This window comes from Guyparkeria sp. (genome assembly GCF_041687595.1).
In the GTDB taxonomy this organism is placed as follows: domain Bacteria; phylum Pseudomonadota; class Gammaproteobacteria; order Halothiobacillales; family Halothiobacillaceae; genus Guyparkeria.
Window position 1 is genome coordinate 1 of sequence record NZ_JAWLBP010000029.1, and the last position, 24861, is coordinate 24861.

At 66.0% G+C, this 24861-nt stretch carries 26 protein-coding genes and 2 pseudogenes; 24 read left to right on the forward strand and 4 right to left on the reverse strand.

The window, feature by feature from the left end; translation table 11 throughout:
• Nucleotides 1–103 precede the first annotated feature (103 nt).
• The gene (locus ACESL5_RS05955; RefSeq protein ID WP_372591869.1) at nucleotides 104–1261 is read right to left on the reverse strand and encodes a histone deacetylase; all 1158 of its coding nucleotides are present in this window, start codon (nucleotides 1259–1261) and stop codon (nucleotides 104–106) included.
• A 362-nt stretch (nucleotides 1262–1623) separates the two neighbouring features.
• Here ACESL5_RS05955 and rpmI point away from each other — a divergent pair, with 362 nt between their 5' ends.
• From rpmI to ACESL5_RS05985, 6 genes and pseudogenes are all read left to right on the forward strand, one after another.
• Nucleotides 1624–1824 carry a 50S ribosomal protein L35 gene (gene rpmI, locus ACESL5_RS05960; RefSeq protein ID WP_125198480.1) on the forward strand — a complete coding sequence of 67 codons (201 nt, stop codon included), beginning with the start codon at nucleotides 1624–1626 and terminating at the stop codon, nucleotides 1822–1824.
• Between the two features lie 11 nt (nucleotides 1825–1835).
• Complete coding sequence (gene rplT, locus ACESL5_RS05965) at nucleotides 1836–2195, forward strand: 50S ribosomal protein L20 (protein ID WP_125198479.1); 360 nt, start codon at nucleotides 1836–1838, stop codon at nucleotides 2193–2195.
• A 210-nt stretch (nucleotides 2196–2405) separates the two neighbouring features.
• Nucleotides 2406–3416, forward strand: coding sequence for a phenylalanine--tRNA ligase subunit alpha (gene pheS / locus ACESL5_RS05970; protein ID WP_372591888.1), 1011 nt, complete (start codon nucleotides 2406–2408; stop codon nucleotides 3414–3416).
• 103 nt (nucleotides 3417–3519) lie between these two features.
• Nucleotides 3520–5901, forward strand: a complete 2382-nt coding sequence (gene pheT / locus ACESL5_RS05975; protein ID WP_372591870.1) for a phenylalanine--tRNA ligase subunit beta — start codon at nucleotides 3520–3522, stop codon at nucleotides 5899–5901.
• A gap of 23 nt (nucleotides 5902–5924) precedes the next feature.
• Complete coding sequence (locus tag ACESL5_RS05980; protein WP_372591871.1) at nucleotides 5925–6227, forward strand: integration host factor subunit alpha; 303 nt, start codon at nucleotides 5925–5927, stop codon at nucleotides 6225–6227.
• Nucleotides 6205–6466 (forward strand): annotated as a pseudogene (locus ACESL5_RS05985) (MerR family transcriptional regulator); the annotation flags it as partial. The gene ACESL5_RS05980 and the pseudogene ACESL5_RS05985, both read left to right, overlap by 23 nt.
• Nucleotides 6467–6764: 298 nt before the next feature.
• Here the strand turns inward: ACESL5_RS05985 and ACESL5_RS05990 are convergent.
• Nucleotides 6765–7550, reverse strand: a complete 786-nt coding sequence (locus tag ACESL5_RS05990) for a GNAT family N-acetyltransferase (RefSeq protein WP_372591872.1) — start codon at nucleotides 7548–7550, stop codon at nucleotides 6765–6767.
• 110 nt (nucleotides 7551–7660) lie between these two features.
• Nucleotides 7661–9685 carry a thioredoxin domain-containing protein gene (locus ACESL5_RS05995; RefSeq protein ID WP_372591873.1) on the reverse strand — a complete coding sequence of 675 codons (2025 nt, stop codon included), beginning with the start codon at nucleotides 9683–9685 and terminating at the stop codon, nucleotides 7661–7663.
• A 90-nt stretch (nucleotides 9686–9775) separates the two neighbouring features.
• On the opposite strand from ACESL5_RS05995, the gene lgt reads away from it, so the two are divergent.
• The 4 genes from lgt to ACESL5_RS06015 all read left to right on the forward strand — a co-directional run bounded on the left by lgt (nucleotide 9776) and on the right by ACESL5_RS06015 (nucleotide 12541).
• Nucleotides 9776–10597, forward strand: coding sequence for a prolipoprotein diacylglyceryl transferase (gene lgt / locus ACESL5_RS06000; RefSeq protein WP_372591874.1), 822 nt, complete (start codon nucleotides 9776–9778; stop codon nucleotides 10595–10597).
• Nucleotides 10594–11388, forward strand: coding sequence for a thymidylate synthase (locus tag ACESL5_RS06005; protein WP_372591875.1), 795 nt, complete (start codon nucleotides 10594–10596; stop codon nucleotides 11386–11388). Before lgt ends, ACESL5_RS06005 begins: the two co-directional genes overlap by 4 nt.
• Before the next feature lie 91 nt (nucleotides 11389–11479).
• Nucleotides 11480–11983, forward strand: coding sequence for a type 3 dihydrofolate reductase (gene folA / locus ACESL5_RS06010; protein ID WP_372591876.1), 504 nt, complete (start codon nucleotides 11480–11482; stop codon nucleotides 11981–11983).
• Nucleotides 11984–12082: 99 nt separating this feature from the next.
• Nucleotides 12083–12541 carry a hypothetical protein gene (locus ACESL5_RS06015; protein WP_372591877.1) on the forward strand — a complete coding sequence of 153 codons (459 nt, stop codon included), beginning with the start codon at nucleotides 12083–12085 and terminating at the stop codon, nucleotides 12539–12541.
• A gap of 17 nt (nucleotides 12542–12558) precedes the next feature.
• Here the strand turns inward: ACESL5_RS06015 and ACESL5_RS06020 are convergent, their stop codons facing one another.
• The gene (locus ACESL5_RS06020; RefSeq protein WP_372591878.1) at nucleotides 12559–13476 is read right to left on the reverse strand and encodes a LysR family transcriptional regulator; all 918 of its coding nucleotides are present in this window, start codon (nucleotides 13474–13476) and stop codon (nucleotides 12559–12561) included.
• 155 nt (nucleotides 13477–13631) lie between these two features.
• Here ACESL5_RS06020 and ACESL5_RS06025 point away from each other — a divergent pair, with 155 nt between their 5' ends.
• From ACESL5_RS06025 to ACESL5_RS06090, 14 genes and pseudogenes are all read left to right on the forward strand, one after another.
• The gene (locus ACESL5_RS06025) at nucleotides 13632–15053 is read left to right on the forward strand and encodes a form I ribulose bisphosphate carboxylase large subunit (RefSeq protein WP_372591879.1); all 1422 of its coding nucleotides are present in this window, start codon (nucleotides 13632–13634) and stop codon (nucleotides 15051–15053) included.
• 43 nt (nucleotides 15054–15096) lie between these two features.
• Nucleotides 15097–15429, forward strand: coding sequence for a ribulose bisphosphate carboxylase small subunit (locus tag ACESL5_RS06030; RefSeq protein ID WP_372591880.1), 333 nt, complete (start codon nucleotides 15097–15099; stop codon nucleotides 15427–15429).
• 63 nt (nucleotides 15430–15492) lie between these two features.
• Nucleotides 15493–18276: a CsoS2 family carboxysome shell protein gene (locus tag ACESL5_RS06035; RefSeq protein WP_372591881.1), complete on the forward strand. Its 2784-nt coding sequence runs from the start codon at nucleotides 15493–15495 to the stop codon at nucleotides 18274–18276.
• A 21-nt stretch (nucleotides 18277–18297) separates the two neighbouring features.
• Nucleotides 18298–19857, forward strand: a complete 1560-nt coding sequence (locus ACESL5_RS06040) for a carboxysome shell carbonic anhydrase (protein ID WP_372591882.1) — start codon at nucleotides 18298–18300, stop codon at nucleotides 19855–19857.
• Nucleotides 19854–20105, forward strand: coding sequence for a carboxysome peptide A (locus ACESL5_RS06045; RefSeq protein ID WP_058575620.1), 252 nt, complete (start codon nucleotides 19854–19856; stop codon nucleotides 20103–20105). The genes ACESL5_RS06040 and ACESL5_RS06045 overlap by 4 nt, the downstream gene beginning before the upstream one ends.
• Before the next feature lies 1 nt (nucleotide 20106).
• A complete protein-coding gene (locus ACESL5_RS06050; RefSeq protein ID WP_411275709.1) occupies nucleotides 20107–20355 on the forward strand; it encodes a carboxysome peptide B in 249 nt (82 codons plus the stop codon).
• 44 nt (nucleotides 20356–20399) lie between these two features.
• Entirely contained in the window at nucleotides 20400–20696 is a 297-nt protein-coding gene (locus ACESL5_RS06055) for a BMC domain-containing protein (RefSeq protein WP_058575618.1), read from the forward strand.
• A gap of 69 nt (nucleotides 20697–20765) precedes the next feature.
• Nucleotides 20766–21062: a BMC domain-containing protein gene (locus ACESL5_RS06060; RefSeq protein WP_125198464.1), complete on the forward strand. Its 297-nt coding sequence runs from the start codon at nucleotides 20766–20768 to the stop codon at nucleotides 21060–21062.
• A 143-nt stretch (nucleotides 21063–21205) separates the two neighbouring features.
• Nucleotides 21206–21535: a BMC domain-containing protein gene (locus ACESL5_RS06065; RefSeq protein ID WP_372591883.1), complete on the forward strand. Its 330-nt coding sequence runs from the start codon at nucleotides 21206–21208 to the stop codon at nucleotides 21533–21535.
• Nucleotides 21536–21573: 38 nt separating this feature from the next.
• Nucleotides 21574–21984 carry a bacterioferritin gene (locus ACESL5_RS06070; RefSeq protein ID WP_372591884.1) on the forward strand — a complete coding sequence of 137 codons (411 nt, stop codon included), beginning with the start codon at nucleotides 21574–21576 and terminating at the stop codon, nucleotides 21982–21984.
• A 28-nt stretch (nucleotides 21985–22012) separates the two neighbouring features.
• Complete coding sequence (locus tag ACESL5_RS06075; RefSeq protein ID WP_372591885.1) at nucleotides 22013–22291, forward strand: 4a-hydroxytetrahydrobiopterin dehydratase; 279 nt, start codon at nucleotides 22013–22015, stop codon at nucleotides 22289–22291.
• A gap of 35 nt (nucleotides 22292–22326) precedes the next feature.
• Complete coding sequence (gene parA / locus ACESL5_RS06080) at nucleotides 22327–22965, forward strand: ParA family partition ATPase (protein ID WP_372591886.1); 639 nt, start codon at nucleotides 22327–22329, stop codon at nucleotides 22963–22965.
• A complete protein-coding gene (locus ACESL5_RS06085) occupies nucleotides 22962–23306 on the forward strand; it encodes a hypothetical protein (RefSeq protein WP_372591887.1) in 345 nt (114 codons plus the stop codon). Before parA ends, ACESL5_RS06085 begins: the two co-directional genes overlap by 4 nt.
• A gap of 70 nt (nucleotides 23307–23376) precedes the next feature.
• A pseudogene (locus ACESL5_RS06090) lies at nucleotides 23377–24861 on the forward strand (VWA domain-containing protein); the annotation flags it as partial.

Below are 24861 nucleotides of genomic sequence, written 5' to 3' on the forward strand. Positions count from 1 at the left end.
GAAAGGCAAAAAGCGCCTAGGCCCGACCGACACCCTGTCCATTGACCCTCAGAACCCGCCCACTCGGCGGGTTTCTTGTTTGCCGGATGCGTGCAGACCGTCCCTAAAGCGAACCACCGACGGTGTTGGATCCCTCCGCCCCCTGCCCAAGCGCAGCGATGGAATCGGCATGGAATCGTGCCGCCTCGGCCACCGCGGCACGACCCTCGTCCGCGGGCAGCACGTTGATCCCCTCCACCATGTGGCCGGCAAGCGCCCGGATAGTGGCATGCGCGCTATCCGACAGGGCCTGGGCGTTGTAGCCGCCTTCGAGCATCATCACCAGTCGATCGTCGCAAAGCTCGTGCGCCAGCGCGCAAATGTGCTGCGTCAGCGCGGCAAAGCCGGTGTCGTCCATGGTGCAGGTCTGGTCCAGGTAGTGGCAGTCGAAACCGGCCGAAATCAGGATGAGTTCAGGCCGGAACGCCCGTGCCGCCGGGCGCACCACCTGATCGAACACATCGAGCAGCGTCGCGTTGCCGCTCCCCCGTGGATACGGGACGTTCAGGTGATAGCCCAGCCCGGCCCCGGTGCCGGTTTCAGCCAGCGTGCCGGTCCCGGGGTAGAACGGGGCTTCGCAATGGCTGTCGACGACCAGCACGTCGGGCCGTTCGTAGAATATGTCCTGGGTACCGTTGCCATGGTGCATGTCCCAGTCCCATATCATCACGCGGCGATAGCCCAGCACCTCCCGCGCGTGCATGGCAGCCACGGCGATGTTGTTGTACAGGCAAAAGCCCCGGGCATGATCCGTCGAGGCGTGATGCCCCGGCGGACGCACGATGCAGAACGCATGGCGCCCTTCACCGCTGGCAACTGCCTCGATCGCGCTGATGCCGGCGCCGGCTGCCAGTCTCGCTGCGACCACGCTTTCGGGGGATACCGCGGTCGTGTCCTGTGCCAGCCAGCCCGAGCCACCGACAAGCGACTCGATGTACGCCAAATGCTCGACCGAGTGGACTCGCTGGAGTTGGGCATGCGTCGCTTGCATCGGGGTCCGCCAGGCCTGGCCGTCGACGGGCTCGGCCTGCAGCCGTTCGACGATGGCCGTCAACCGCTCCGGGCGCTCGGGGTAGGCGTAGGTCTCCAGACTCGCCTCGGGATATTGATGAGCGATCATCGCCTTGACGGCATCGCTCCATTCCGGGTGCTGGGTGTCCCAGCCTGACGGCTCGTGGCCGAGCATGCGCGCGTCGTAATAAATCAGCACGGCCTTCTTCATCTCAAAAACTCCGGAAGAAGATGGCTTTGCGCCGATCCAGTGGTTCCGCACAAAGCCGGAGCACGACCCTAGGCAGGCTTGCAGTCAAGCATAGCCCCTTGCCCTGCTTTTAACGGCACCCGATGTGACCCCTCCCGCATCGGTCTGCCGCATCGGTGCCTCGCACGCCGCCTTTCACGGGCGACCACGCACGTCGCGGTTTTGCATGGAAGGATTGCGATCACGGCCGCTCTCCGGTATTCTCATGCGCCGTTTCGCCGCCCCGGGAACTCTCGTGGGCAGGCAACGGTGAAATCGTCCGCGCACGTTAAACACTCCGACGTGGCCGGATATCCAAAAACAAACCTGAACTGGAGTTGATCATGCCCAAGATCAAGACTAATCGCGGGGCCGCCAAGCGGTTCAAGATCACCGCGGGCGGCGTCAAGCGTCGTCAGTCGCACCTGCGTCACATCCTCACGAAGAAATCGTCGAAGCGGAAGCGTCAGCTCGGTTCGCCGGCCTACGTTCACGAGGCCGATGTCCAGCTCGTCGAGCGCATGATGCCCTACGGCAAGAAGTGAGGAGATAGACCATGGCACGAGTCAAGCGTGGCGTTACCGCCCATGCCAAGCACAAGAAAGTCCTGAACAAGGCGAAGGGTTACTACGGTGCCCGTTCGCGTACCTACCGCTCTGCCAAGCAGGCGGTCATCAAGGCCGGTCAGTACGCCTATCGTGACCGTCGCGCGAAGAAGCGCGTGTTCCGCGGCCTGTGGATCACCCGCATCAACGCCGAGGCACGCAACAACGGCCTGTCCTACAGCCGCATGATGGATGGCCTGAACAAGGCCAACGTCGAGGTCGACCGCAAGGTCCTCGCCGACATCGCGGTTCACGACAAGCCGGGCTTTGCTGCCCTGGCCGAGAAGGCGAAGGCTGCCCTGGCAGGCTGATCCGACCCGCTACGGATCCGGGGTGGCCTCGCGCCGCCCTGACTGCACTTCTCGAAGGCGCCCCGTGGCGCCTTTTTTCGTTGAAGGCATTGATTTTACTGAGGTTTAGGCCACAATAACGCCTTTTGCAGGGCACCCGTTCGGGGAATGGATGTCCGGCAAAAGGGTGGCAATACAACTGGAAGGAGCACATAGGCGGTGAGCAACTCCCTGGACACCCTGGAGAAGGATGCGCTGACGCGCATCGAGGCGGCCGACAGCCTCGATGCACTGGAAGCCCTGCGGGTGGAATATACCGGCAAGAAAGGGTCGATCACGGCCCAGATGAAGGCCCTCGGCCAGCTCGACCCCGATGAGCGCAAGACGCGCGGGGCGGCGATCAACGCGGTCAAGAACCGTGTCATCGACGCCCTAAAGGGCCGTCGCGAAGCGCTACAGGCCGAGGCGCTCAAGGCCAGGCTCGCTGCCGAGACGATCGACGTCACCCTGCCCGGCCGGCGCCGGCCGCCCGGCGCCAAGCACCCGGTCACCCAGATCACCGAGCGCGTTTCGGCGATCTTCCAGGCCATGGGCTTCCGCGTCGCCGAAGGCCCTGAGATCGAGGATGACTGGCACAACTTCACCGCGCTGAACATCCCCGAGAGCCACCCGGCCCGGGCGATGCACGACACCTTCTACTTCGACGCCAGCCACCTGCTGCGCACGCACACCTCCCCGGTGCAGATCCGCGCCATGCAGGAGTCGAAGCCGCCGCTGAAGGTCATCGCCCCCGGCCGCGTCTACCGCTGCGACTCGGACATGACGCACTCGCCGATGTTCCACCAGATCGAGGTGCTGTACGTCGACGAGAACGTGCGCTTCACCGACCTGCGTGCCACGCTGGAGACCTTCCTTGCGGCACTGTTCGAGCGCGAGGATCTACCGGTGCGGCTGCGCCCGTCGTTCTTCCCCTTCACCGAACCGTCGGCCGAGGTCGATATCCAGTGCGTCCACTGCGGGGGCGAAGGCTGCCGCCTGTGCAAGAAGACCGGCTGGATCGAGGTGCTCGGCGCCGGCATGGTGCACCCCAACGTCCTGCGCTCGGTCGGCCTCGACCCCGACGAGGTCAGCGGGTTCGCCATCGGCATGGGCATCGAGCGGCTGGCCCTGCTGCGCTTCGGCGTCGACGACCTGCGCTCGTTCTTCGAGAACGACCTGCGCTTCCTGCGGCAGTTTCAGTAAGCGAGATGGCGGGCACGGTGGTGTCCGCCCGCCCCGGATTTGGCTCCATTGACCGCGCGACCATGGCGGTCGACAGGACAAGGCCCAAGGACCTGATTACGCGATGCAATTTTCCGAACATTGGCTCAGAAGCTGGATCGACCCCGAGGTCGATACCGAGGAACTCGCCCACCGGCTGACGATGGCCGGCCTCGAGGTGGACGCCATCGAGCCGGCCGCGCCGGCCTTCGACAACGTCGTGGTGGGCGTGGTCGAATCCGTGCGCCCGCACCCGGACGCCGACAAGCTGCGCGTCACCGAAGTCTCCGACGGCGAGACCACCTGGCAGGTGGTCTGCGGTGCGCCCAACGTGCGCGAGGGCATGCTCGCCCCGCTCGCCCGAGTCGGCGCCACCCTGCCCAACGGCATGAAGATCAGACAGGCCAAGCTGCGCGGCGAGCCGTCCCACGGCATGCTCTGCTCGGCGGCCGAGCTGGGCCTTTCCAGCGACCATGCCGGCCTGTGGGACCTGCCGGCCGGCGCCCCGATCGGCGCGGACCTGCGTGAATGGCTGGACCTGGACGATCACGTCATCGAACTGGGCATCACCCCCAACCGGGGTGACGTCCTGTCGATCGCCGGGCTGGCCCAGGAGTGCGCGGCACTGTTCGACGCCCCCGTGCTCGCCCCGGAGACCCGCGCCCCCGAGGTCGTGGTTCACACGGCCCGTGACGCCGGCATCGCCGCCGACGCCAGTGATGCCTGCCCGGTGTATCTCACCCAGGTCATCGAGAACATCCCCGCTCGCAGTGCCACCGACCCGGTGATCGCCGAACGGCTGCGTCGCGCCGGCGTGAACACGGTCGAGCCGATCGTCGACATCCTCAACTACGTGATGCTCGAGACCGGTCAGCCGATGCACGCTTTCGACGCGGAAAAGATCGACGGTGACATCCGCGTGCGCTGGGCGACCCAGGGCGAGACCATGGCCGCGCTCAACGACCAGGAGCTGACCCTGGATGACGACTGCCTGGTCGTCGCCGACCAGCAGGGCCCGATCGCCCTGGCCGGCATCATTGGCAGCGCGGGTTCCGGCGTGACCGGGGAGACTCACCGGATCGTGCTCGAGGCCGCCCACTTCACCCCCGAGGCGGTCGCCGGCCGCGCCCGGCGCTTCGGCCTGACCACGGACGCAGCCTTCCGCTTCGAGCGTGGCGTCGACCCGACCCTGCCCGCAGAGGCCATCGATCGTGCCGCCCAGCTGATCACGGACTACCTCGGCGGCACCGCCGGCCCGGTCCGCGAGGCCGAGGGTGGACGGGAACTTCGCGACCAGCCGACTATCCCGTTGGACTCCGCCTGGGCGAGCAATCGTCTCGGCATGGAAATCCCCGCGGATCAGGCCGAGCACCTGCTCCGTCAACTGGGCTGCCACGTCACGCGCGACGGCGATCGGCTGTCCGTCGAGCCGCCGACCCGCCGTTTCGACCTGGCCATCCCCGAGGATCTGCTCGAGGAACTGGCGCGCCTGATCGGCTACGACAACTTCCGCGCGCCGATCACCCGCATGACGCCCGAGATCGGCCTGCCGCCGGTGACCACCAACACCACCACGCAGATCGGCACCCTGATGGCCGACCGCGGATATTTCGAGGCGATCACCTACAGCTTCATCGACCGCGAGCTGGACCGGGCCATCACCCCGGCAAGCGAACCGATCGCGCTGGCCAACCCGATTGCCGAGCAGATGGCGGTCATGCGCCAGAGCCTCTGGCCGGGTCTGCTCGAGGCGGTAGCCCACAACCAGAAACGCCAGCAGCCGGCCATCCGCCTGTTCGAGACCGGCCACCGCTTTAGCGGGGGCACGGCCGCCGAGGCGAGCGAGTCAGGCGAGCTGGCCTTCGTGCTGGCCGGCCAGGCCGCGCCCGAGCAGTGGTCACGACCGACCCGCCCGGCCGACTTCTACGACATCAAGGGCGACCTGGTCGACCTGCTGGAAGGCCTGGGTCTCCAGGATGCGGTATCGTTCCGCCGCAGCGAGCACCCGGCGCTTCACCCGGGCCAGGCCGCGGCGGTGCTGATCGACGGCGAGCCGGTCGGCGAGATCGGTGCCCTGCACCCCGACACGCTCAAGGCCTTCGACCTCAAAGGTCCCGTCTTCGTGTGTCGCCTCGCGCTCGATGGCATCTCTCAGCGCCCGCTGGCCCAGAGCCGTCCGCTGTCGAAGTTTCCGCAGATCCGGCGCGATCTGGCGCTGGTGACCCCGGTCTCCATGCCCTTCGCCGAACTGGCCGTGACCATCCGTGGCGCCGGCGGCCCGTACCTGCAGAGCATCGAGCCGTTCGACCGCTACGTGGGCGAAGGGGTCGCGGAGGGGCAGCAGTCGCTCGCGGTGAAACTCGTCTTCCAGAACGAGGAACGGACCCTGACCGACGACGAAATTACCGATACAATCAATCACATACTCGAACATCTCCGCCAGAAGAACGTCGAACTGCGCGGTTGACTTGAACCCGGGAACCGATTTACATGGCACTTACGAAAGCGGATCTTGTAGAAACGCTGCACAATGAAATTGGCCTAAACAAGCGCGAGGCCAAGGATTTCGTCGACCTCTTCTTCGAGGAGATGCGACAGGTGCTGGAATCCGGCGAGGACATCAAGCTCTCGGGTTTCGGCAACTTCCAGTTGCGGGACAAGAGCGAGCGCCCCGGGCGCAATCCCCGTACCGGAGAAATGATCCCGGTGACCGCCCGGCGGGTGGTCACCTTCCGCGCCGGCCAGAAACTGAAGTCGCTGGTAGAAGCCTATGACGGCCCAGAGCAAGACTGAATTCAGCTTTCCGCCCATCCCCAACAAGCGGTATTTCACCATTGGGGAGGTGGGGCAGCTCTGTGACGTGAAATCGCACGTCCTGCGCTACTGGGAACAGGAATTCGAGCCGCTCAAGCCGATCAAGCGGCGTGGCAACCGCCGCTACTATCAGCGCCACGACATCGAACTCATCCGCCTGATCCGAACCCTGCTTTACGAGCAGGGTTTCACCATTGCCGGGGCCCGTCAGCAACTGGCGGCCCTGCCCAAGGCTTCTTCGCGCGAGTCCTCGAGTGCGCTCGAGGCCGTGCGCGACATGCGCGAGCGCATCAGCCAGAGTGGCGGCAACCTGCTGCAACTCGACCCGCAGGCCGAAACGGGCGAAGCGCCCACGGCCCCGACGACGTCGAGCCCGGAACCTGCCCCCCTGCCGGCCGGCCGGGAACTGGACCTGCGGGAGATTCGGCTGGGCATCGAGGCACTGGCCGAGCAACTGGCTCCCTACTGCCGCCAGCCTGCCACCGAAGACTGAGAAACGCCCCGCTCTGCCCCTTCTCAGGCGGCGATCGACTCGCTCGCAAGGGCCGTTTCAGGCCGTCGACGTTCCACGAAATGACGCTGGTAGCGCCCCTGCAGGTCCCGGCTCTCGAGCAGGATGAACAGGTCGGCGCAACCGAAGGCCTCGTCCAGGCAGGGCTCGCCGCCGATCTTCGCCCCGAGGCGCATGTAGGCCTTCAACAGCGGCGGCAGTCGCAGTTCGCCCGGTTCGTCACCGACGTCCATGTACGGCAGGGGATGACGCGGCGTCACCCGACGCCCCTCCGGGGCCAGGTGCCGCCGACTCAGGCCGGTCGCGATCCGCCCGGCCGCCACGCCACCATCGTTGACGGGAATCGAGGCACAACCGATCAGGAAGCCGAAGCGGTTGGTCTCCATGAAGCGGGCCAGCCCCGACCACAGCACGGCGATGGTGGCCCCGCTACGCGCTTCGGGCGCCACGCAGGTCCGACCGATCTCCATCACCCGCCCGGGTAGGCGGGCGATCGCGTCGAGCTCGAACTCCTGGGCCGAGTAGAAGCCGCCGGTCAGGCACGCCTGGGTGTCCGTGAGGATGCGGGTACAGGCGACCACCGCCCCGCTGTGCGTATCGCGAACCATCAGGTGGTGGCAATACGGGTCGAAGCGATCGAGCTCCAGTCCGTCATCAGCCTCCGGCACCCTCGCGCCCATCTCCTCCACGAACACCCGGTAGCGCAACCGGTAGCAGGCCTCTCGTTCCGCCGCCGTGATGGCGAACGTCACCGCAAGCCGGCGTGACCCGTCAGTGTTTTCTGCAGGCATCGAATCATCTCCACGTGTGCATTGTCCCCGGGAGGCTCCGAGGGTGCGCCCGCGAATTGGCAGACCCGTGACGATTCGATGGAGGTTCGGTTAAGGACGGCGCGTCCTCGTCAGGCGAACTGAGCGACCAGGCGCTCCGGCTCGTCGATGGGAGGCAGGCAGGTCGTGCCGCGGCACACGTAGGCCAGCCCAGGTCCGGATTCGGGCATGGGCTTGTCGGAGAACAACGTCTCGCTCGCCGTGGGCAGGACCGTCATCCCCCGCTGGCGCAGCCGGTCGATGGCCGACTGCCAGGCGGGCAGCTCGCAACTCTTGAGCACGACCACGGTCGCGGGCTGGTGAAAGTGCCGGATCGCGGAGAGCAGGCGGGGATGGGCCGTCGGGGCCCGGTCGATCGAGCCCGCGGCGGCCTTGAGCACGCCCTCGGCCAGTTCCAGCCAGTCCGTGCGCCCCAGCACATAGCCCAGGCGCGCCAGCGTGTCGGCCAGCACGGCGTTGCCCGACGGCTGGGCATCATCGGTGTAGACCACGAGTGATTCCACTGGCGAGCCGTGACCCGGATGGCTCAGCCGGAATCCCCCGGAGGCGTCGAGGAAACGCCGGGTAACGGTCGACACGATCGCCTCGATGAGCACGAGGCGTCGGTCGTCCGGGACCTGCAGGAAGGCCTCGGCCTGCGCCTCGAGCAACAGCGCGTAGTCGTCGAGAAAGGCGGGGACCGAGGCGCGGTTGCCCAGGTGACCCGTCGGCATCTCGGTGATCGCGGACTCTGCCGGGGTGATGCGGTCGCAGAGGTCCATGCCCAGGGCCGCCCAGTCCCGGCGGCCAAGGAGGCTTCCAGCACGGATCAGCCCCGTGGCTGCCAGAGCGTTGAGGCCGACCAGCGACTTGTCGTCGCGGCGCGGTTGCGCCCGCCGGTCACGTGCCGCCAGCAGCGCCGCGCGGACGGTCTCGTCGAGGGGGCGGACCTGCTCGACGCGTCTCGCCCGGGCGACCCGCGCCAGGTGCCAACTCCCCTCGAAATTCGCGGAACGATCGAGGCCGTAGTCGGAGAGAAAGGCCCCGATGGCGGACACGTCGACGCCGGCGGCCTCGAGCACGGCGCGTACCTCGTCGGGCGTCCAGACGTAGGTTCCGCCCTCCTCTCCCTCGGTGTCGGCATCGAGGCTGGCCGCAAGGCTGCCGTCGGGCAAGCGCATGCGTTCGAAAAAGTGCCTGACGCCGCGCTCGATCAGCGGCTCGATCACGGTGCGCCGCGCCGCGAAGGCATCCTCGCCGGTCGCCAGCCGGCAGAAGCGCGCCAGGGTAGCGGGCAACTGGGCATTGTCGACCAGCATCTTCTCGAAATGGGGGATGGTCCAGTCGGCGTCCACGCAGTAGCGGAAGATGCCGCCGTCGAGGTGATCGAAAAGCCCGCCGTCGAGCAGGGCGGCCACGGCATGGTCCAGCTCGCCCTCCCCGTCGCTCCCGCGGGAGGCGGCCTCGTCGATCAGGAAATCGAGAATGGGCAGTTGCGGGAACTTCGGCGCCCCGTCCAGCCCACCGTGCTCTCGGTCCAGCGAGGCCTCGAGGCGGGCACGGGCCGCGTCCGCGACCGACACCCGCGGGACGCTCGAGCCACCCACCGGCCTGGACGCCAACGCCTCGCGCACGGCCGCTCCCTGCTGCCGGGTCTGGTCTCCCTTCTCCCGGTAGGCGGTGGCCACGCGTTCGAGCAGGTCGGCGAAGCCCGGCATGCCGAAACGGGGCTTCGCGGGAAAGTAGGTGCCGATGAAGAACGGGGTGAGATCGTCGGGATTGAGAAACGCCGTCAGCGGCCAGCCGCCGCCACGCTGGTTGAGCAGGGCATGCGCGGTCTGGAAGGTCTTGTCGAGATCCGGGCGCTCCTCCCGGTCGACCTTGATGTTGACGAAATGCCGGTTCATCACCGCCGCGATGTCCGGGTCGGAAAAGCTCTCCCGCGCCATCACGTGACACCAGTGGCAGGCGGCGTAGCCGATCGACAGCAGGATCGGGCGATCCTCGCGCCGGGCGAGCTCGAGGGCCTCCTCGCCCCATTCGTGCCAGTCGACCGGATTGTCCGCGTGGGCACGTAGGTAGGGGCTGGTCGATTCAAGCATGCGCGGGTTGGTCATCCGGGGCGTCTCTTGTCCATGGGGTGGGTACTGCCCGGATACTGGTAGACTCCGTGCTGATTCACAACCACGCCAACGCGTTCTTCCCCCATGGACTATCCCGCCATCGACCCTGTCGCCCTGCAGATCGGCCCGCTGGCCATCCACTGGTACGGGCTGATGTACCTGTTCGGCTTTGCCGGCGCCTGGCTGCTGGCCCGCCTGCGCGCCCGTCGGCCCGACTGGCCGGTGAACGGCGTGCAGGTCGACGACCTGCTCTTCTACGCGGCGGTGGGGGTGATCGCCGGCGGGCGGATCGGCTACATGCTGTTCTACCAGCCGGGCATGCTGATCGGGTCGCCGCTCTCGCTGTTCGCCATCTGGGACGGCGGCATGAGCTTCCACGGCGGCCTGCTCGGCGTGCTGGTGGCGATGGTAATCTTCGCCAAACGCCAGGGGCTGGCCTTCTTCACCGTGACCGACTTCATCGCCCCGCTGGTGCCCGTGGGCCTGTTCTTCGGCCGCATCGGCAACTTCATCAATGCCGAACTCTGGGGAAGCCCGACCACCCTGCCCTGGGGCATGGTGTTCCCCGGTGGCGGCCCGGAACCGCGCCACCCCTCGATGCTCTACGAAGCGTTCCTGGAGGGGCTGGTGCTGTTCATCCTGCTCTGGGTCTTCTCGATGAAACCCCGGCCGCGCATGGCCGTCTCCGGGCTGTTCCTCGCCGGCTACGGCACGTTCCGCTTCGCGGTGGAGTTCGTGCGCGAGCCCGATGCCCACATCGGCTATCTCGCCGGCGACTGGCTGACCATGGGTCACGTCCTGTCCGCGCCCATGATCCTCGCGGGGATCGGCCTGCTGATCTGGGCCTATCGCCGCGGTATCATGGATCGCCCTGCTGACACCCAACCGACCGCGAGACCCGAATGAAGGCCTATCTCGACCTGATGCAGCACGTCCTCGACCACGGTGTGGATCGCGACGATCGCACCGGCACCGGCACGCGCAGCGTTTTCGGCCACCAGATGCGCTTCGACCTCTCGAAGGGCTTCCCCGCCCTGACGACCAAGAAGCTGCACCTGCGCTCGATCATCCACGAGCTGTTGTGGTTCATCAGCGGGGACACCAACGTGCGCTACCTGCAGGACAATGGCGTACGCATCTGGAACGAGTGGGCCGACGAGAACGGTGACCTCGGCCCGGTCTACGGCGCGCAATGGCGCTCCTGGCCGACGCGCGACGGCGGCACCATCGACCAGCTCGGCCAGGTCATCGAGCAGATCAAGGCGAACCCGGACTCGCGCCGCCTGATCGTCACGGCCTGGAACCCGGCGGACGTGCCCCACATGGCCCTGCCGCCCTGCCACCTGCTGTTCCAGTTCTACGTCGCCGACGGGAAGCTCTCCTGCCAGCTCTACCAGCGCAGTGCCGACATCTTCCTCGGCGTGCCGTTCAACATCGCCAGCTACGCCCTGCTGACCATGATGATCGCGCAGGTCTGCGACCTGGCCCCCGGCGAGTTCGTCCACACGCTCGGTGACGCGCACCTCTACCACAACCATCTCGAGCAGGCGCGCGAGCAACTGGCGCGCGAACCGCGCTCCCTGCCCCGCATGCGCATCAACCCGGACCGCCGCTCGATCGACGATTTCGTCTTCGACGACTTCGAGCTGGTCGACTACGACCCGCATCCGCACATCAAGGCCAAGGTGGCCGTCTGAACGGAGTCGTTCGAGCATGATTCGATGCGGGGAATCCGGTAGACTGACGGGTTAGTCTCGAACGCAACCGCCCTTCCGGCAGGAATCCGTCATGCGCGTCAGCCTCATCGCCGCGATGGCCCGCAACCAGGTCATCGGTCGCAACAACCAGCTTCCCTGGCGCCTGCCGGCCGACCTGAAGCATTTCAAGCAGGTCACCATGGGCAAGCCCCTGATCATGGGGCGCAAGACCTACGAGTCGATAGGCCGGCCACTGCCGGGACGCGCGAACATCGTCGTGACCCGGGACGAGGACTTCACCGCCGACGGGGTGATCATCGTCCACTCGCTGAACGACGCCCTCGACGAGGCCGAGGCGCATCTGGACGAGGACCGCGAGGTCATGGTCATGGGCGGGGCGGACATCTACTACCAGTTCCTGCCACGCGCCGACCGCATGTACCTGACCCTGGTCGAGCTCGAGGTGGCCGGCGACGCCCATTTCCCGGCGTACGTGCCGGACGAGTGGGAACTGGTGGAAGCGACCCGGCACGACGCCGACGACAAGAACCCATACAACTACCAGTTCCTCACCTTCGACCGCGTGCCGGCCTGACCGGTCGCGCTGAAACAACTACCCTCGGAGAAAGGATTCCCGAACTCTGCGGGGGCACGCCTGCCACGCCCCGCCGGAACCAGTGCCCAGGAGTCCGTTATGACCCAGCAGTCACTCGACCTGCGTGACGAATTCGATTACCAGCCCGACCTGATCGCCCGGTTGGTGGACGTCTATGAAATCGCCCTGAACTACCGCTGGATGTACGCCAGCGTGATCGCATTGTGCGGGGCGTTCTTCATGATGCAGTGGTCACTGCTGGCCGACACGGCGCAGTACGGCCACCCCTGGGTCGGGGTCCCCTTGATCGCCATGGCCGTGTGGCTCGCCCTGGCGCCTGCCGCCACCGTGGCGAAGTGGGTCTCGCTGCCGGCCCAGTTCTCCAACGACTACCTCTCCTACCGCGACATCCACTGGATGCAGCAGATGACCGAGCGCCACCCGGTGCTCGCCTCCACCGCCGAGCCGTTCGTCAACGCGAACGAGCCGGTGCCGGTGGCCGCCCTGCGCGAGTTCTGGGCGCCGCTGGTCCGCGAGGAAGAACGCCAGAAGCGCTAGAGGGGAATCCGCAGCGTTCAGCCCTTCGCCGGGAGGCGCACCTGTCGCTCGGCCTGCTCCAGCACGTGATCGTGGAAGCTGCGCATGACCGGCGTGTCCCGCTTGCCCTGTCGCTGGACCATGTACCAGTGACGGATGATCGGCAGGCCCTCGACATCCAGTATCACCAGCCGCCCGGTCTCCAATTCCAGCTCGAGGGTGTGCTGCGAGACGATACCCACGCCCAGCCCGGCCTCGATCGCCTGCTTGATCGCCTCGTTCGAGCGCATTTCCAGCCCCGGCTCGACGGCCAGCCCGTGCTCCTCGAAGAACCGCTCGATCGCCGCACGGGTACCCGACCCCGACTCGCGCTGCACAAAGCGGTGCTCTGCCAGTTCCTCCAGCGTTATTCGTTTTTTCCCGGCCAGCGGGTGGCTGGGAGCCGCGATCGCCACCAGCGGGTTTTCCAGGAATGCCTCGGAAACCAGGTCCACGTCGGTCGGCGGTTCCCCCATGATGACGATGTCGGCCTCGTTGTCCGACAGTTGCCGTAGCAGACGCTGACGGTTGGTGACATCCAGGCTGATGGAGACTCCCGGGTAGCGTTTCGAGAAATCTGCCAGCAGACGGGCTACAAAGTAGTTGGCCGTACTGGCAACGCTGACCCGCAGATGCCCCCGATGCATCCCTTTCATGCCCTCCAGCACTTCCTCCGCCTCGGTGATCACTTCGAGGATGCGCTGGGCATAGCCGTAGAGCTCACGTCCGGCGTCCGTGAGATAGAGCTGACGGCCGGTCTGCTCGAACAGGGGCAGGTCGACGTTATCCTCGAGCTGACGAATCTGCATGGAAACAGCAGGTTGAGTAAGATGAAGCTTCTCGGCTGCCTTCGTGTAGTTGAGAAGTTCGGCCGCGGCGCTGAAGACGCGGAGCTGGTGCAACGTGAATCGAATCATCGACTAATCCATAAGGTTTTGTTTATGGCGAGCATCATTTATTTTGAATTGCTTTGATGGTCGGTGGCCGTATAGTATCGGTCGAGACGAAAGAGGGGCCTACCCCTAGGTCGATCCCAAACCCAATGCCAACCTTACCCTTCCGGAGGATCGCTATGGCGAACAAAAGTTACAGCGCGGGCGTAAAAGATTACCGCGAAACCTACTGGATGCCGGAGTACACGCCGCTCGACACGGACCTGCTGGCGTGCTTCAAGATCACCCCGCAGCCGGGCATCGATCGCGAGGAAGCCGCTGCCGCTGTTGCAGCCGAATCCTCCACCGGTACCTGGACCACGGTGTGGACCGACCTCCTGACCGACATGGACTACTACAAGGGTCGTGCGTACCGCATCGAGGACGTGCCCGGTGACGACTCGGCCTTCTACGCGTTCATCGCGTACCCGATCGACCTGTTCGAGGAAGGCTCTGTCGTCAACGTGTTCACCTCGCTGGTCGGCAACGTATTCGGCTTCAAGGCCATCCGCGGTCTGCGCCTGGAAGACGTTCGCTTCCCGATCGCCTACATCAAGACCTGTGGCGGCCCCCCGCACGGTATCCAGGTCGAGCGCGACAAGCTGTCCAAGTACGGCCGTCCGATGCTGGGTTGCACCATCAAGCCGAAGCTGGGCCTGTCGGCCAAGAACTACGGCCGTGCCGTCTACGAGTGCCTGCGTGGCGGTCTGGACTTCACCAAGGACGACGAGAACATCAACTCCCAGCCGTTCATGCGCTGGCGTGATCGCTTCCTGTTCGTCCAGGAGGCCACCGAGACTGCCCAGGCGCAGACCGGCGAGCGCAAGGGTCACTACCTGAACGTTACCGCTCCGACCCCGGAAGAGATGTACAAGCGTGCCGAGTTCGCCAAGGAAATTGGCGCACCGATCATCATGCACGACTACATCACCGGCGGCTTCACCGCGAACACCGGTCTGGCCAAGTGGTGTCAGGAAAACGGCATGCTGCTGCACATCCACCGTGCCATGCACGCGGTTATCGACCGCAGCCCGACCCACGGCATCCACTTCCGCGTACTGACCAAGATCCTGCGTCTGTCCGGCGGTGACCACCTGCACACCGGTACCGTCGTGGGCAAGCTGGAAGGCGACCGCGCCTCCACGCTGGGCTGGATCGACCTGCTGCGTGAATCCTTCATCCCGGAAGACCGCTCGCGGGGCATCTTCTTCGATCAGGATTGGGGCTCCATGCCGGGCGTCTTCGCCGTCGCATCCGGTGGCATCCACGTCTGGCACATGCCGGCACTGGTCGCCATCTTCGGTGACGACTCCGTCCTGCAGTTCGGTGGTGGCACCTTGGGTCACCCGTGGGGCAACGCCGCTGGCGCCGCCGCCAACCGCGTCGCTCTGGAAGCCTGTGTCGAGGCCCGCAACCAGGGTCGTGACGTAGAGCGTGAAGGCAAGGAGATCCTGACCCAGGCTGCACAGCACAGCCCGGAACTGAAGATCGCCATGGAAACCTGGAAAGAGATCAAGTTCGAGTTCGACACCGTCGACAAGCTCGACACTCAGAACCGCTAATCCAGGCCTTCTTAACCAGAATCTGACTCATAGGTAAGAAACCATGAACCAAATGCAGGACTACAAGACGACGGTCAAGTTCGAGACTTTCTCCTACCTGCCGCCGATGACTCCGGACCAGATCCGCGCTCAGATCGAGTACGCCATCGCCCAGGGCTGGAGCCCGAGCGTGGAGCACGTCGAGCCGGAAAACATGATGAACCACTACTGGTACATGTGGAAGCTGCCGTTCTTCGGTGAAGACAACGTCGACAACGTGCTCACCGAGATCGAAGAGTGCCATCGCAAGTACCCGGGCCATCACGTTCGCTTGGTTGCGTATGACAACTTCACCCAGAGCCAGGGTCTGGCCTTCGTGGTTTACCGCGCCGGCTGATAAGCGATGAGGCTGGCCGCCTTCGGGCGGGCAGCTCAACCATCAACACGAGGTACAACAGGCATGCCTGTACAATCTGGAAACAACTCAGCCAGAAATCGTGCAGCAGCTCGCGCCCGACGTGAGGAGCTTTCCCGTGGTGGCAGCACCGCGGCAGCTTCTCAGGGTGGCGGCAGCCTCGCCGGCCTGACCGGCAAGGAACTCGCCCGCGCCCGTCGTGCGCAGTTGTCTGCACACGGCAAGAACGCCAGCACCTCGACCTGGAAATCGGCCGCGTCGGCCGCTCGCCAGAACCCCGCGGCATCGCGGGCTTCCGGCAGCAACGGCGCTGCCAGCTCACAATCCCACGCATCCGCGTCCACCGACGAATCCGTCGACCAGATGTGCTCGCTCGCCGAGTCCGATCCGGGTCAGTACGGTTCCGAGGCGGACCTGGTGCGGTCCGTCTGCCGTACCCGTCGCCAGGCCATGGCGAAGTACGGCAAGAGTGCACTCCCGCCGAAGCCCGCCTCCCAGGGCGGCCCGGGTCGCAAGCAGATGCCCTTCGCTGACGAGGTTCGCTCGCAGCCGAAGCCGGCACCGGCTAGCAACGACACCCAGGCCGAATCCGAGCACGAGGCTTCGTTCGAGTCGCTCTGTACGGTCGCCAAGAAGCGTCCGGCCCGCCTTGGCCCTCAGGCCAACCGCGTGCGCCAGATTTGCCAGGCTCGCCGCGAGGCGATGGCGAACAAGGGCAAGCGCGCGCTGCCGGCCAAGCCGGCATCGCAGGGCGGTCCGGGACGTGTGGGTTACCAGGTTCCGGGTTATCTGGACACCAGCGCCAGCGGACGCGAAGCGGCCATGCGCCATCGCGAGATGCTGTGCCATTACGGTCGGGGCAGCGCCCCTTCCTGCCGTCCCACCGGACGTCGCAAGCCGGAGCACACCAGCGAGGCCGCCGAGCCAAAAAAGGTGGAAACCGGTCACACGATTTCCGGCCGTGAGGTGAAGGGCACCCAGGTGGAGCGCAGCCGCCGCGTCTCCGGTAACGAGTCCGGCAGCTGCCGGGTGATCTCCGGCACCGAGTACATCGGTTCCGAGCAGTACGAGTCGTTCTGCTCCACCCGCCCGCAGCCGAACGCGCCGAAGGTTCGCACGTCGACGACCGCCAGCGGTCACGGCGTCAGCGGCACCACCGTGGGTCGAGCCGCCCAGGTCACCGGTGACGAGCGCGGGACTTGCGAGTCCGTCACCGGCACCGAGTACCTGAGCAGCGAAGACCTGCAGACGTTCTGCGGCACCAAGGCCCGTCCTACCCACGCCGACAAGGTCGTGGAAGGCCGGACCGAGAAGCAGATGCGTGTGACCGGTAGCGACGAGTTCCGTCCCGCCCGGGCAACCGGTGGTGAAACCGGCGCAAGCCGGCCGATCACCGGGTCCGAGTACGCGGATTCGGGCGTGGCGCGATTGACCATCAACGGCGCACCGAAGAAGGTGGCGGAAACGCATACCTACACGGGTCGCACCGTGTCGGGCACCGCCATGGGTCGCTCCAGTCACGTCACGGGTGACGAGCCGGGCACCTGCCGCAATGTCTCCGGTACCCAGTACCTGAGCTTCGAGCAGTACGAGTCGTTCTGCGACACGCGTCCCGAGCCGGGTTACCAGAAGGTCGGCGTCGACCAGTCGCGCCACGGCGAGCGGATCACGGGCAACCTCGTGGATCGCAGCGAGCGCGTGACGGGCAACGAGCCGGGTTCCTGCTCCCGTGTCACGGGTTCTCAGTACGGCGAACCGCGTCTTTGCGGTGGCGGCGTCGACAAGGTCCAGTCCATGCACACCCTCGGGGGTCGTGGACTGACCGGTCAGCGCGTCGACCATCACCCAAAGATGTCCGGTGACGAGCAAGGGGGGTGCATGCCCGTCACCGGTACCGAGTACTACGGCGCCGAACACTACGGTGCCTACTGCTCGGGTTCGCCCGCACCCCACGCTGAGAAGGTCGAGGAGTCGATGACCTGCGAAGGCCAGACCGTTGGCGGAACGCCGATGGATCGGACCGAGCAGGTGACCGGCAACGAGTACGGTTACGACCACTACGTCAGTGGCACGCCCTACGCCAACGCGATGCACACCGGTTGCGCCGCACCGAGCAGCTACCCGATGGCTGCGCGGACTCAGCCGAGTGCACGGTACGTGCCCCAGGCGGCACACGCCCCGGTCCAGGAGCCGATCACGGCCCCGGAGGACTTCAGCGTGACCACGCCGGCACGCGCCGCTCGCGGACGCGTCACGGGCAGCTCCTTTGACCAGGGTGGCCGTATCACCGGCCCCGGCAACATGGCCATGGGACTGATCACCGGTACACCGGAGTTCCGTCACCCCGAGGCGAGCGCCGCGCATCCGCGGATGGGTTCGGTCATGCCGACGCCGACGCCTGCCCCGCAGGCAGCGGCCCCGGCACCCGCCCCCGCCCCGGCCCAGCCGGCGCCGACTCAGAACGCGCCGGCCCAGCCGGTCGAGGCCGCCGAGCCGCAGCCGGAGATCCCGGCCGCCGCTCCGGCCCAGGCCGAGCTGCAGTGCGCCCCGGAACCGCAGGTCTCCGAGCGCATTACCGGTGAAGGTGGCGATCGCTGTCGCATTACCGGTGACGACTGGTCTCGCAACGGTTCGGTGACCGGTACCGAGGGTCAATGGGCCCAGGGCCGCAACCCGTCCCTGCGCGGACAGGCTCGCGGTGCCGTGCGTAACGCCTGGGTCAACCGTGAAGTGCCGCGTCCGGATGTTCCGGCATCCAAGATCACCGGCAGCAGCGGCAATGACATGAACGGCTCGACCATCACCTACTCCGGTGGTGCCAGGGGCTAAGTGGCAGGAATGAGCGGAGTGATGACGCAGCAACCGTTTCGACGCAGCAGGCTGGGTGCCCCCCGCCTGGGTCAGCGCCGGGCCCCCTTCGGGCTCGGGGCGCCCAAGGGGCCCCGCGGCGTGCTCGGGGCGCCCCAGGTGGCGCACCCGGCCTGCCCGACGCTGCCGGAGCGTAACTGCCGTCACCCGCTGACCGACCACGAGGCAAACCGGCAACTGGCGTATTGCGAGGACTCCGTCACGGAGCGGTTCGATCGCATCGTCCCGTTCCTCAAGGATGTCACCGCCCTGCCCCGTGACGGGGAGCTGGGCGAGCGCATCCAGGACCTGGCCCGCGACCGGCTCGGCCACGGCTTCGATGAAGCCCTTCTGGCCGACAGCTGGATCAACGGCCCGGACCTGCGGGGTCTGTTCGCAAGTGCCACCTTTGAAGCGCTCAACGCTGCGGCGAAGCAGTTCGGGCGCAAACTGGAAGACCAAAAGAACGACGCGCTGTCCACGAGCAATTTCTTTCTCGACTGCGGTTTTCACGCGATCGATATCAGTCCCTGCTCGGACGGACGGCTCAAGGGCCTGATGCCGTTCATCCTACGGCTCCAGCCCTGGTCGTTCACCTATCGCAAGGCGTATGCCGGCGCACTGTTCGACGTGGAGGAAGACCTCCGCCAATGGAGCGAAGTCGAACTCCGCCGGTTTCGCGAGGGCGTACCGAATCGGGCTGACGAGGGTAGCCGCTATCTCAAGATCGCGGTCTACCACGGCAGCTCATCGGACCCCAATCATGAAGGCTGCGCCGCGCATGGCAGCGACGAGCGCAAGGCAGCCGAGGCCGCATTGGACCGGCTGCATGCCTTCCGCCAGGCAGTGGAGAACACCTACTGCTGTGGCGCGAGCACCGACATCCTCCTGGTGGGTGTCGATACGGACACGGACGCGATTCGCGTCCACGTCCCGGATGCCGACGGCGACATCAGCGTGCATCGCTACATCGACAACGCCTACCTGTACAGGGAGACGTTGAATCTCGATCGGCACGCCGCGCACCGGGCCGTGTACGACGCGATCCGCGAGGTCAACGAGACGGACGACTGGGGACGCAGCACCAGTGGCGAACCGCATGACGGCATGCGACGACTCATCGCCACGCTGCTGGTCAACAACCTGTCGCAGATCGATTACGTGACCGAGCGGCACCAGGGCCGCTACCCGGCCGAGAGCATCGGCCATGCCGAGCGCTACATCAGCGTCGGCGACGGTTTCGAGGAAGTGCAGATGCGCAACATCGCGTATTACGCACACCTCCACACCGTCGAGGAGAACACGAACGACCTGGACGTCGGGATCAAGATCTTCCGCAAGCTCAACGTGAGCCACGGACTGCCGATCCCGATCGCCATCCATTACCGTTACGACGGTCGTGTGCCGGGGGCACGGGAGCGCGCGGCAGGACGGGCGCGGCAAGTATGCAACGCCATCCGCGCCCGCCACTCGGAGTTGGATGACGAGGGCATGCTGTACTTCCAGCTCAGTGTCCAGGACCGCCCGTCGGGCAGCGAAATTGAAGAGGTTTCTCAGGCATGAAGATCATGCGGGTCGAAAAGACCTTGGTCTCCACCAACCGGATCGGCGAGCTGGGCCACCGCCCGCTGCTGGTCGTGACCGACAAGCCGGGCGGCACGCCGCAGGTGGCGGTCGACGCGATCGGCTGCATCCCGGGCGACTGGGTCATCTGCGTCGGCTCCTCGGCGGCCAGGGAAGCGGCGGGCAGCAAGTCCTACCCGTCCGACCTGACCATCGTGGGGATCATCGACCAATGGTCTGCTGAGTGACATGGAGATCATGCAGGTACGTTCCGACCTTGTGGCCACGCGGCGCGTGCCCGGGTTGAAACACGTTTCCTTGAGGGTGCTGGTCGACCAGTCCGGCACGCTCAACGTCGCGGCCGACCCGGTCGGGGCACCAGAGGGTAAATGGGTCGTGACCGTCAGCGGTTCCGCCGCGCGGTTAGCGCTCCCGGATCCCACGATCCAGACGGATCTGACAATTGTCGGCATCATCGATCACTGGGATCCTTGCTGACATTAGGTTTTCTGTTTAACAAGTCGTTCGAGAGGAGAGACGAGATGGCTGATGTATCCGGTATCGCACTGGGAATGATTGAAACGCGCGGCCTCGTGCCGGCAATCGAGGCGGCAGACGCCATGACCAAGGCAGCCGAGGTTCGCCTGGTCGGTCGTCAGTTCGTCGGTGGCGGTTACGTGACCGTTCTGGTCCGTGGCGAGACCGGCGCTGTCAACGCTGCCGTTCGTGCTGGTGCCGACGCCTGTGAGCGTGTTGGTGACGGCCTGGTCGCTGCGCACATCATCGCGCGCGTCCATTCCGAAGTAGAAAACATCCTGCCGAAAGCCCCGGAAGCCTAAGGCGGATTCACGTAATGTCGGCGGCCTGACGTCGCCGACTGATTCAACTACAGCTTGGGAGTAACTCAAATGGCTGATGTATCCGGTATCGCACTGGGAATGATTGAAACGCGCGGCCTGGTGCCGGCAATCGAAGCGGCTGACGCCATGACCAAGGCTGCCGAGGTTCGCCTGGTCGGTCGTCAGTTCGTCGGTGGCGGTTACGTGACCGTTCTGGTCCGTGGCGAGACCGGCGCTGTCAACGCTGCCGTTCGCGCTGGCGCCGACGCCTGTGAGCGCGTTGGTGACGGTCTGGTCGCTGCGCACATCATCGCGCGTGTCCACTCCGAGGTAGAGAACATTCTGCCGAAAACCCCGGACGCCTAATTCCGGGTACTTTGAGCAGGCTCCTGCGGCCGTGTCCTCGTGGCACGGTCCTGTCTGCCAACCAGATTCTTGTTTCGGGAGCTGTTAAGACACGTTTGTGCTGACGGCTCCCGTTTGGATTGACTGACCCGAGGGTTTCACACATGGCTAATTCCGGTATTGCACTGGGCATGATCGAGACGCGCGGCCTCGTCCCTGCCATCGAGGCAGCGGACGCGATGACCAAGTCCGCGGAAGTGCGGCTGATCGGCCGCTCGTTTGTCGGTGGCGGTTACGTCACCGTGCTCGTGCGCGGCGAGACCGGTGCCGTGAACGCCGCCGTTCGCGCCGGTGCCGATGCCTGCGAGCGCGTCGGCGACGGCCTGGTGGCGGCCCACATCATTGCCCGCGTGCATGGTGAGGTCGAGTCGATCCTGCCGGAGGATCCCGCCCACTGCGAGTCCTCCTGGTGCGTCCCCTCCGCGGACGCGTAACGTGGCTGATCCTGTGAATTGAGGGGTTGACCATGATCATGCGATCGAATTCGCGTGTGATCGGGCTTCTCGGACGAGCCCTGGAACTGGAAATGGAATCCGCCCAGCAGCATGCCACCCGTGCCACGTTGGCATCGCTCTGGGGCCAGCACTCGCTGGCCGAACAACTGACGCGCCTGTCGGACGAGGAAATGGGGCACGCCGACCTCGTCACCCGGCAGATGCTGCTGTTGGGGTTCGCCCCACCGGCGCTCTCCCTCGCCCCGGTCCGGCCGGGTCGCGACCCGGAAGAACTCCTGGCGCTCGGTCGGGCCAAGGAATGGGAGAGCGTGCGATTCTACGAGGATGCGGCCAACTGGTTCCGGCGTTTCCAGCCGGACGAGACCGGCGCCCTCTTCGCCCACCTCTTCAACGAAGAGCTGGGCCACGTCCGTCAGCTCGGCGGTTAGGCAACACGAGTTCTCAGGGAGAACGCACATGGTTGAGACGACCGACATCCAGGTGGACGGCTGGCAGACCCAGAAGCGCCCCCCCATGCTGATCCGGAAGTTCGAGTTCGAGGACTACGCACAGACGCGCGATTTCCTCGACCGCCTCGCGGAGGTGTCCGAGGAGATGGGCTATCACCCCAGCCTGCAATTCGACCGCACCCAGGTGAGCGTCAACGTTTCCCCGCTGGAAGAAACGCTCGGGGACCTCGAGGTGCGCTTCGCCCGGCAGGCCACCGAACTGGCCGAGAAAACCCGGGCCGGTTAACCAGGCAGGCTGACCCCATCAAGGAGGGTGACACCATGGCCGCACACGTCATCGCACTGGCCAATCTGAAGGGCGGCTGTGGCAAGACCACGCTGTCGATCAACCTGGCCTCCGGGCTCGCCCGACGGGCGGAAGTGGGACTGATCGACGCCGATCCCCAGGGCGCCCTGCGGCACTGGTCGGGCTGGGGCGAGGCCAAGTCCGGCCTGCCCCGCCTGTTCGACGATCACGACGATGCGCACGCCAACCTCGCCGCGGCGCGTGAGGCCTGCGACTTCGTAATCGTCGACTGTCCGCCCTCGCTGGACATGAACGTGACCATCGAGCTGCTGCTTCACAGTCACCAGGTCCTGATCCCCGTTCTCCCCTCGCCGCTCGATCTCTGGGCGAGTGCCGACACCGTCAAGGCGGTCAACAAGGCGCGCGAGAACGGCAACGAATCCCTTTCGGCGGCTCTGTTGCTCAACCAGACCGAACCGCGCAGCGCCATGACCCGTGCCATGCAGAACGCGATCACGGGCCTTGGCTTGCCCGTCCTCCCGGCGGCCGTCCGCCGTCGGGCCGCCTACCGCACGGCGGTCGTGGAGGGAGTGAGCGTCTACCAGCTTGGCGGCCGCGGTCGTGCGGCGGTGGACGAAATCGAGAACATCATTGACGAGGTAACGCCATCATGAGCAAGTTGGAAGACAAGCTGAGCGCCAGCGTGAAGTCGGAGTCCGCCACCAAGGCCGACAGCCAGTCGACGGGCGCTGCCGGCAACGCATCCGACGAGAAAAAGGCGCCGGAGACCAAGCCGGCCACCGCCGCGAGCAGCAACAAGCCGGCGACCTCGACTGCACGCAAGGCCCCGGCCAAGCGCAGCACCACCACCCGCAAGACGACGACGCAGAAGCCGGCTTCCCGGTCCACGACCAGCACGGCGAAATCCTCGGCTTCCCGCAAGTCCGACACGAAGTCCAAGCCGCCCGGACAGGGCAAGCAGCCACTGCACCCGCGCCGGGTCTGGCCGGACTGATCCCGCCCGAGGGCCGGCATCCGACCGGCCCTTGCATTTCCTTGCCACACGCGACAATGCGACCGATACCATGAGCAGTGCACGGCTAGAAGACCAGGAACGCCTGGACGAGCTGGGCGAGTCCGCTCGGGAGATCCTCGAGATCAACTGGACGGACGCCACGCGCGTCTTCTCACCTCGAGCGCTCGAGGCGTACGTTGACGGGGCGATCAGCCTGCAGTCGCTCGGTCGTGGCGAGGAACTGGTCCTCGCCTACATCGAAAGCACCCCGCAGGTCGCAAGGGAGCTCGGCACCGATGCCGCCTTCGAGCTGCTCTCGATGTCGATCAAGATGTTCTCCAAGACCAGTGCCGCGGTGCTCGTCCTGCTGTTCTCCACCGCCCCGGTGGCCGCGAGCCGTCTGGGCGAGGCCTCGCTGTTCCAGCAGTACCTGTCACTGGTCAACTACATCCTGGCGCAGGCGCCGCGCGCCCTGCGCCCCATGCTCACGCAACTCGACCACCTGCTCGAGGTGCTCACCCTGGGCGGCCTGCGACGCTGGGCCACCTGGGGCATCAACGCCCATCGCAACGACTTCGATGCGCTGGACGCCTACTTCAGCCTGGCAAGCCCCGATGCCGATGCCGTGCTGCAGAAGGAGCGCCGCGGAACGCTGTTCGTCGACGTCCAGCGTCGGCTGGTGATGTACCTGCGCGCCCTTTGGGCCCGCAACTTCCTGCTGCGCCCCACCTCCGGCGACTTCGAGAGCCGCGAGGGCTATCGGCCGTTCATCGAGGGGCCGTTCATCAACCTCCCCGATGCCTTCGATGACTTCGTCGACCGCGATGATTCCTCCGTCGACGGCGTCAACCTCTACCGCGCCTCGGCTGCCCATGCCGCCGCGCACATGATCTACTCGGGCTTCGATGCCGAGTCGGAAGACGCCTCCAAGCTCCAGCAGACCTTCATCGGCCTCATGGAGGACGCCCGCGTCGAGACGCTGGCCGGCAAGGACTTTCCGGGTCTCGCACCGCTGTGGACCCGTATCGCGCGGATCGCGGTCAACCGCCACGAGGAAACCGATTCCGAGCGCGTGGGCCCGCTGCTCGACCGGCTGGCACTCGCCCTGCTCGATCCGGACTACGCCGACGATCACCCGCTGATCGCGCAGGCCCGCGAGGCGGTGAACTCGATCCGCGAGGATCTCGAGGACTACGAGCGCGTCCGCGAGGCCGGCCTGGCACTGGCCGACCGGGTCGAGCAACTGGGCCTGCACTTCAGCCCCAGCCAGGACGTGCCCAGCATCCCCTACCGCGACGACAACCGTTTCCTGTTCGAGAAGCCAGAGTCGGCGATGGAAATCCAGCGCGAGGGCAACATCGACGACAAGCGTCGCTACGTCTCGCTGATGGAAATGCTCAACGAGCTCGACGTCGAGTACATCTCCGCCGAGGACGCCGACGAGGTCTGGGTGCTGGGCACCGAGCTCTACGACAACCACGGCCGCAAGTACTCCGATATCTTCGCCGAGGACCGCACGGCCTCGCCGGTGCACTACCACGAGTGGGACTACATG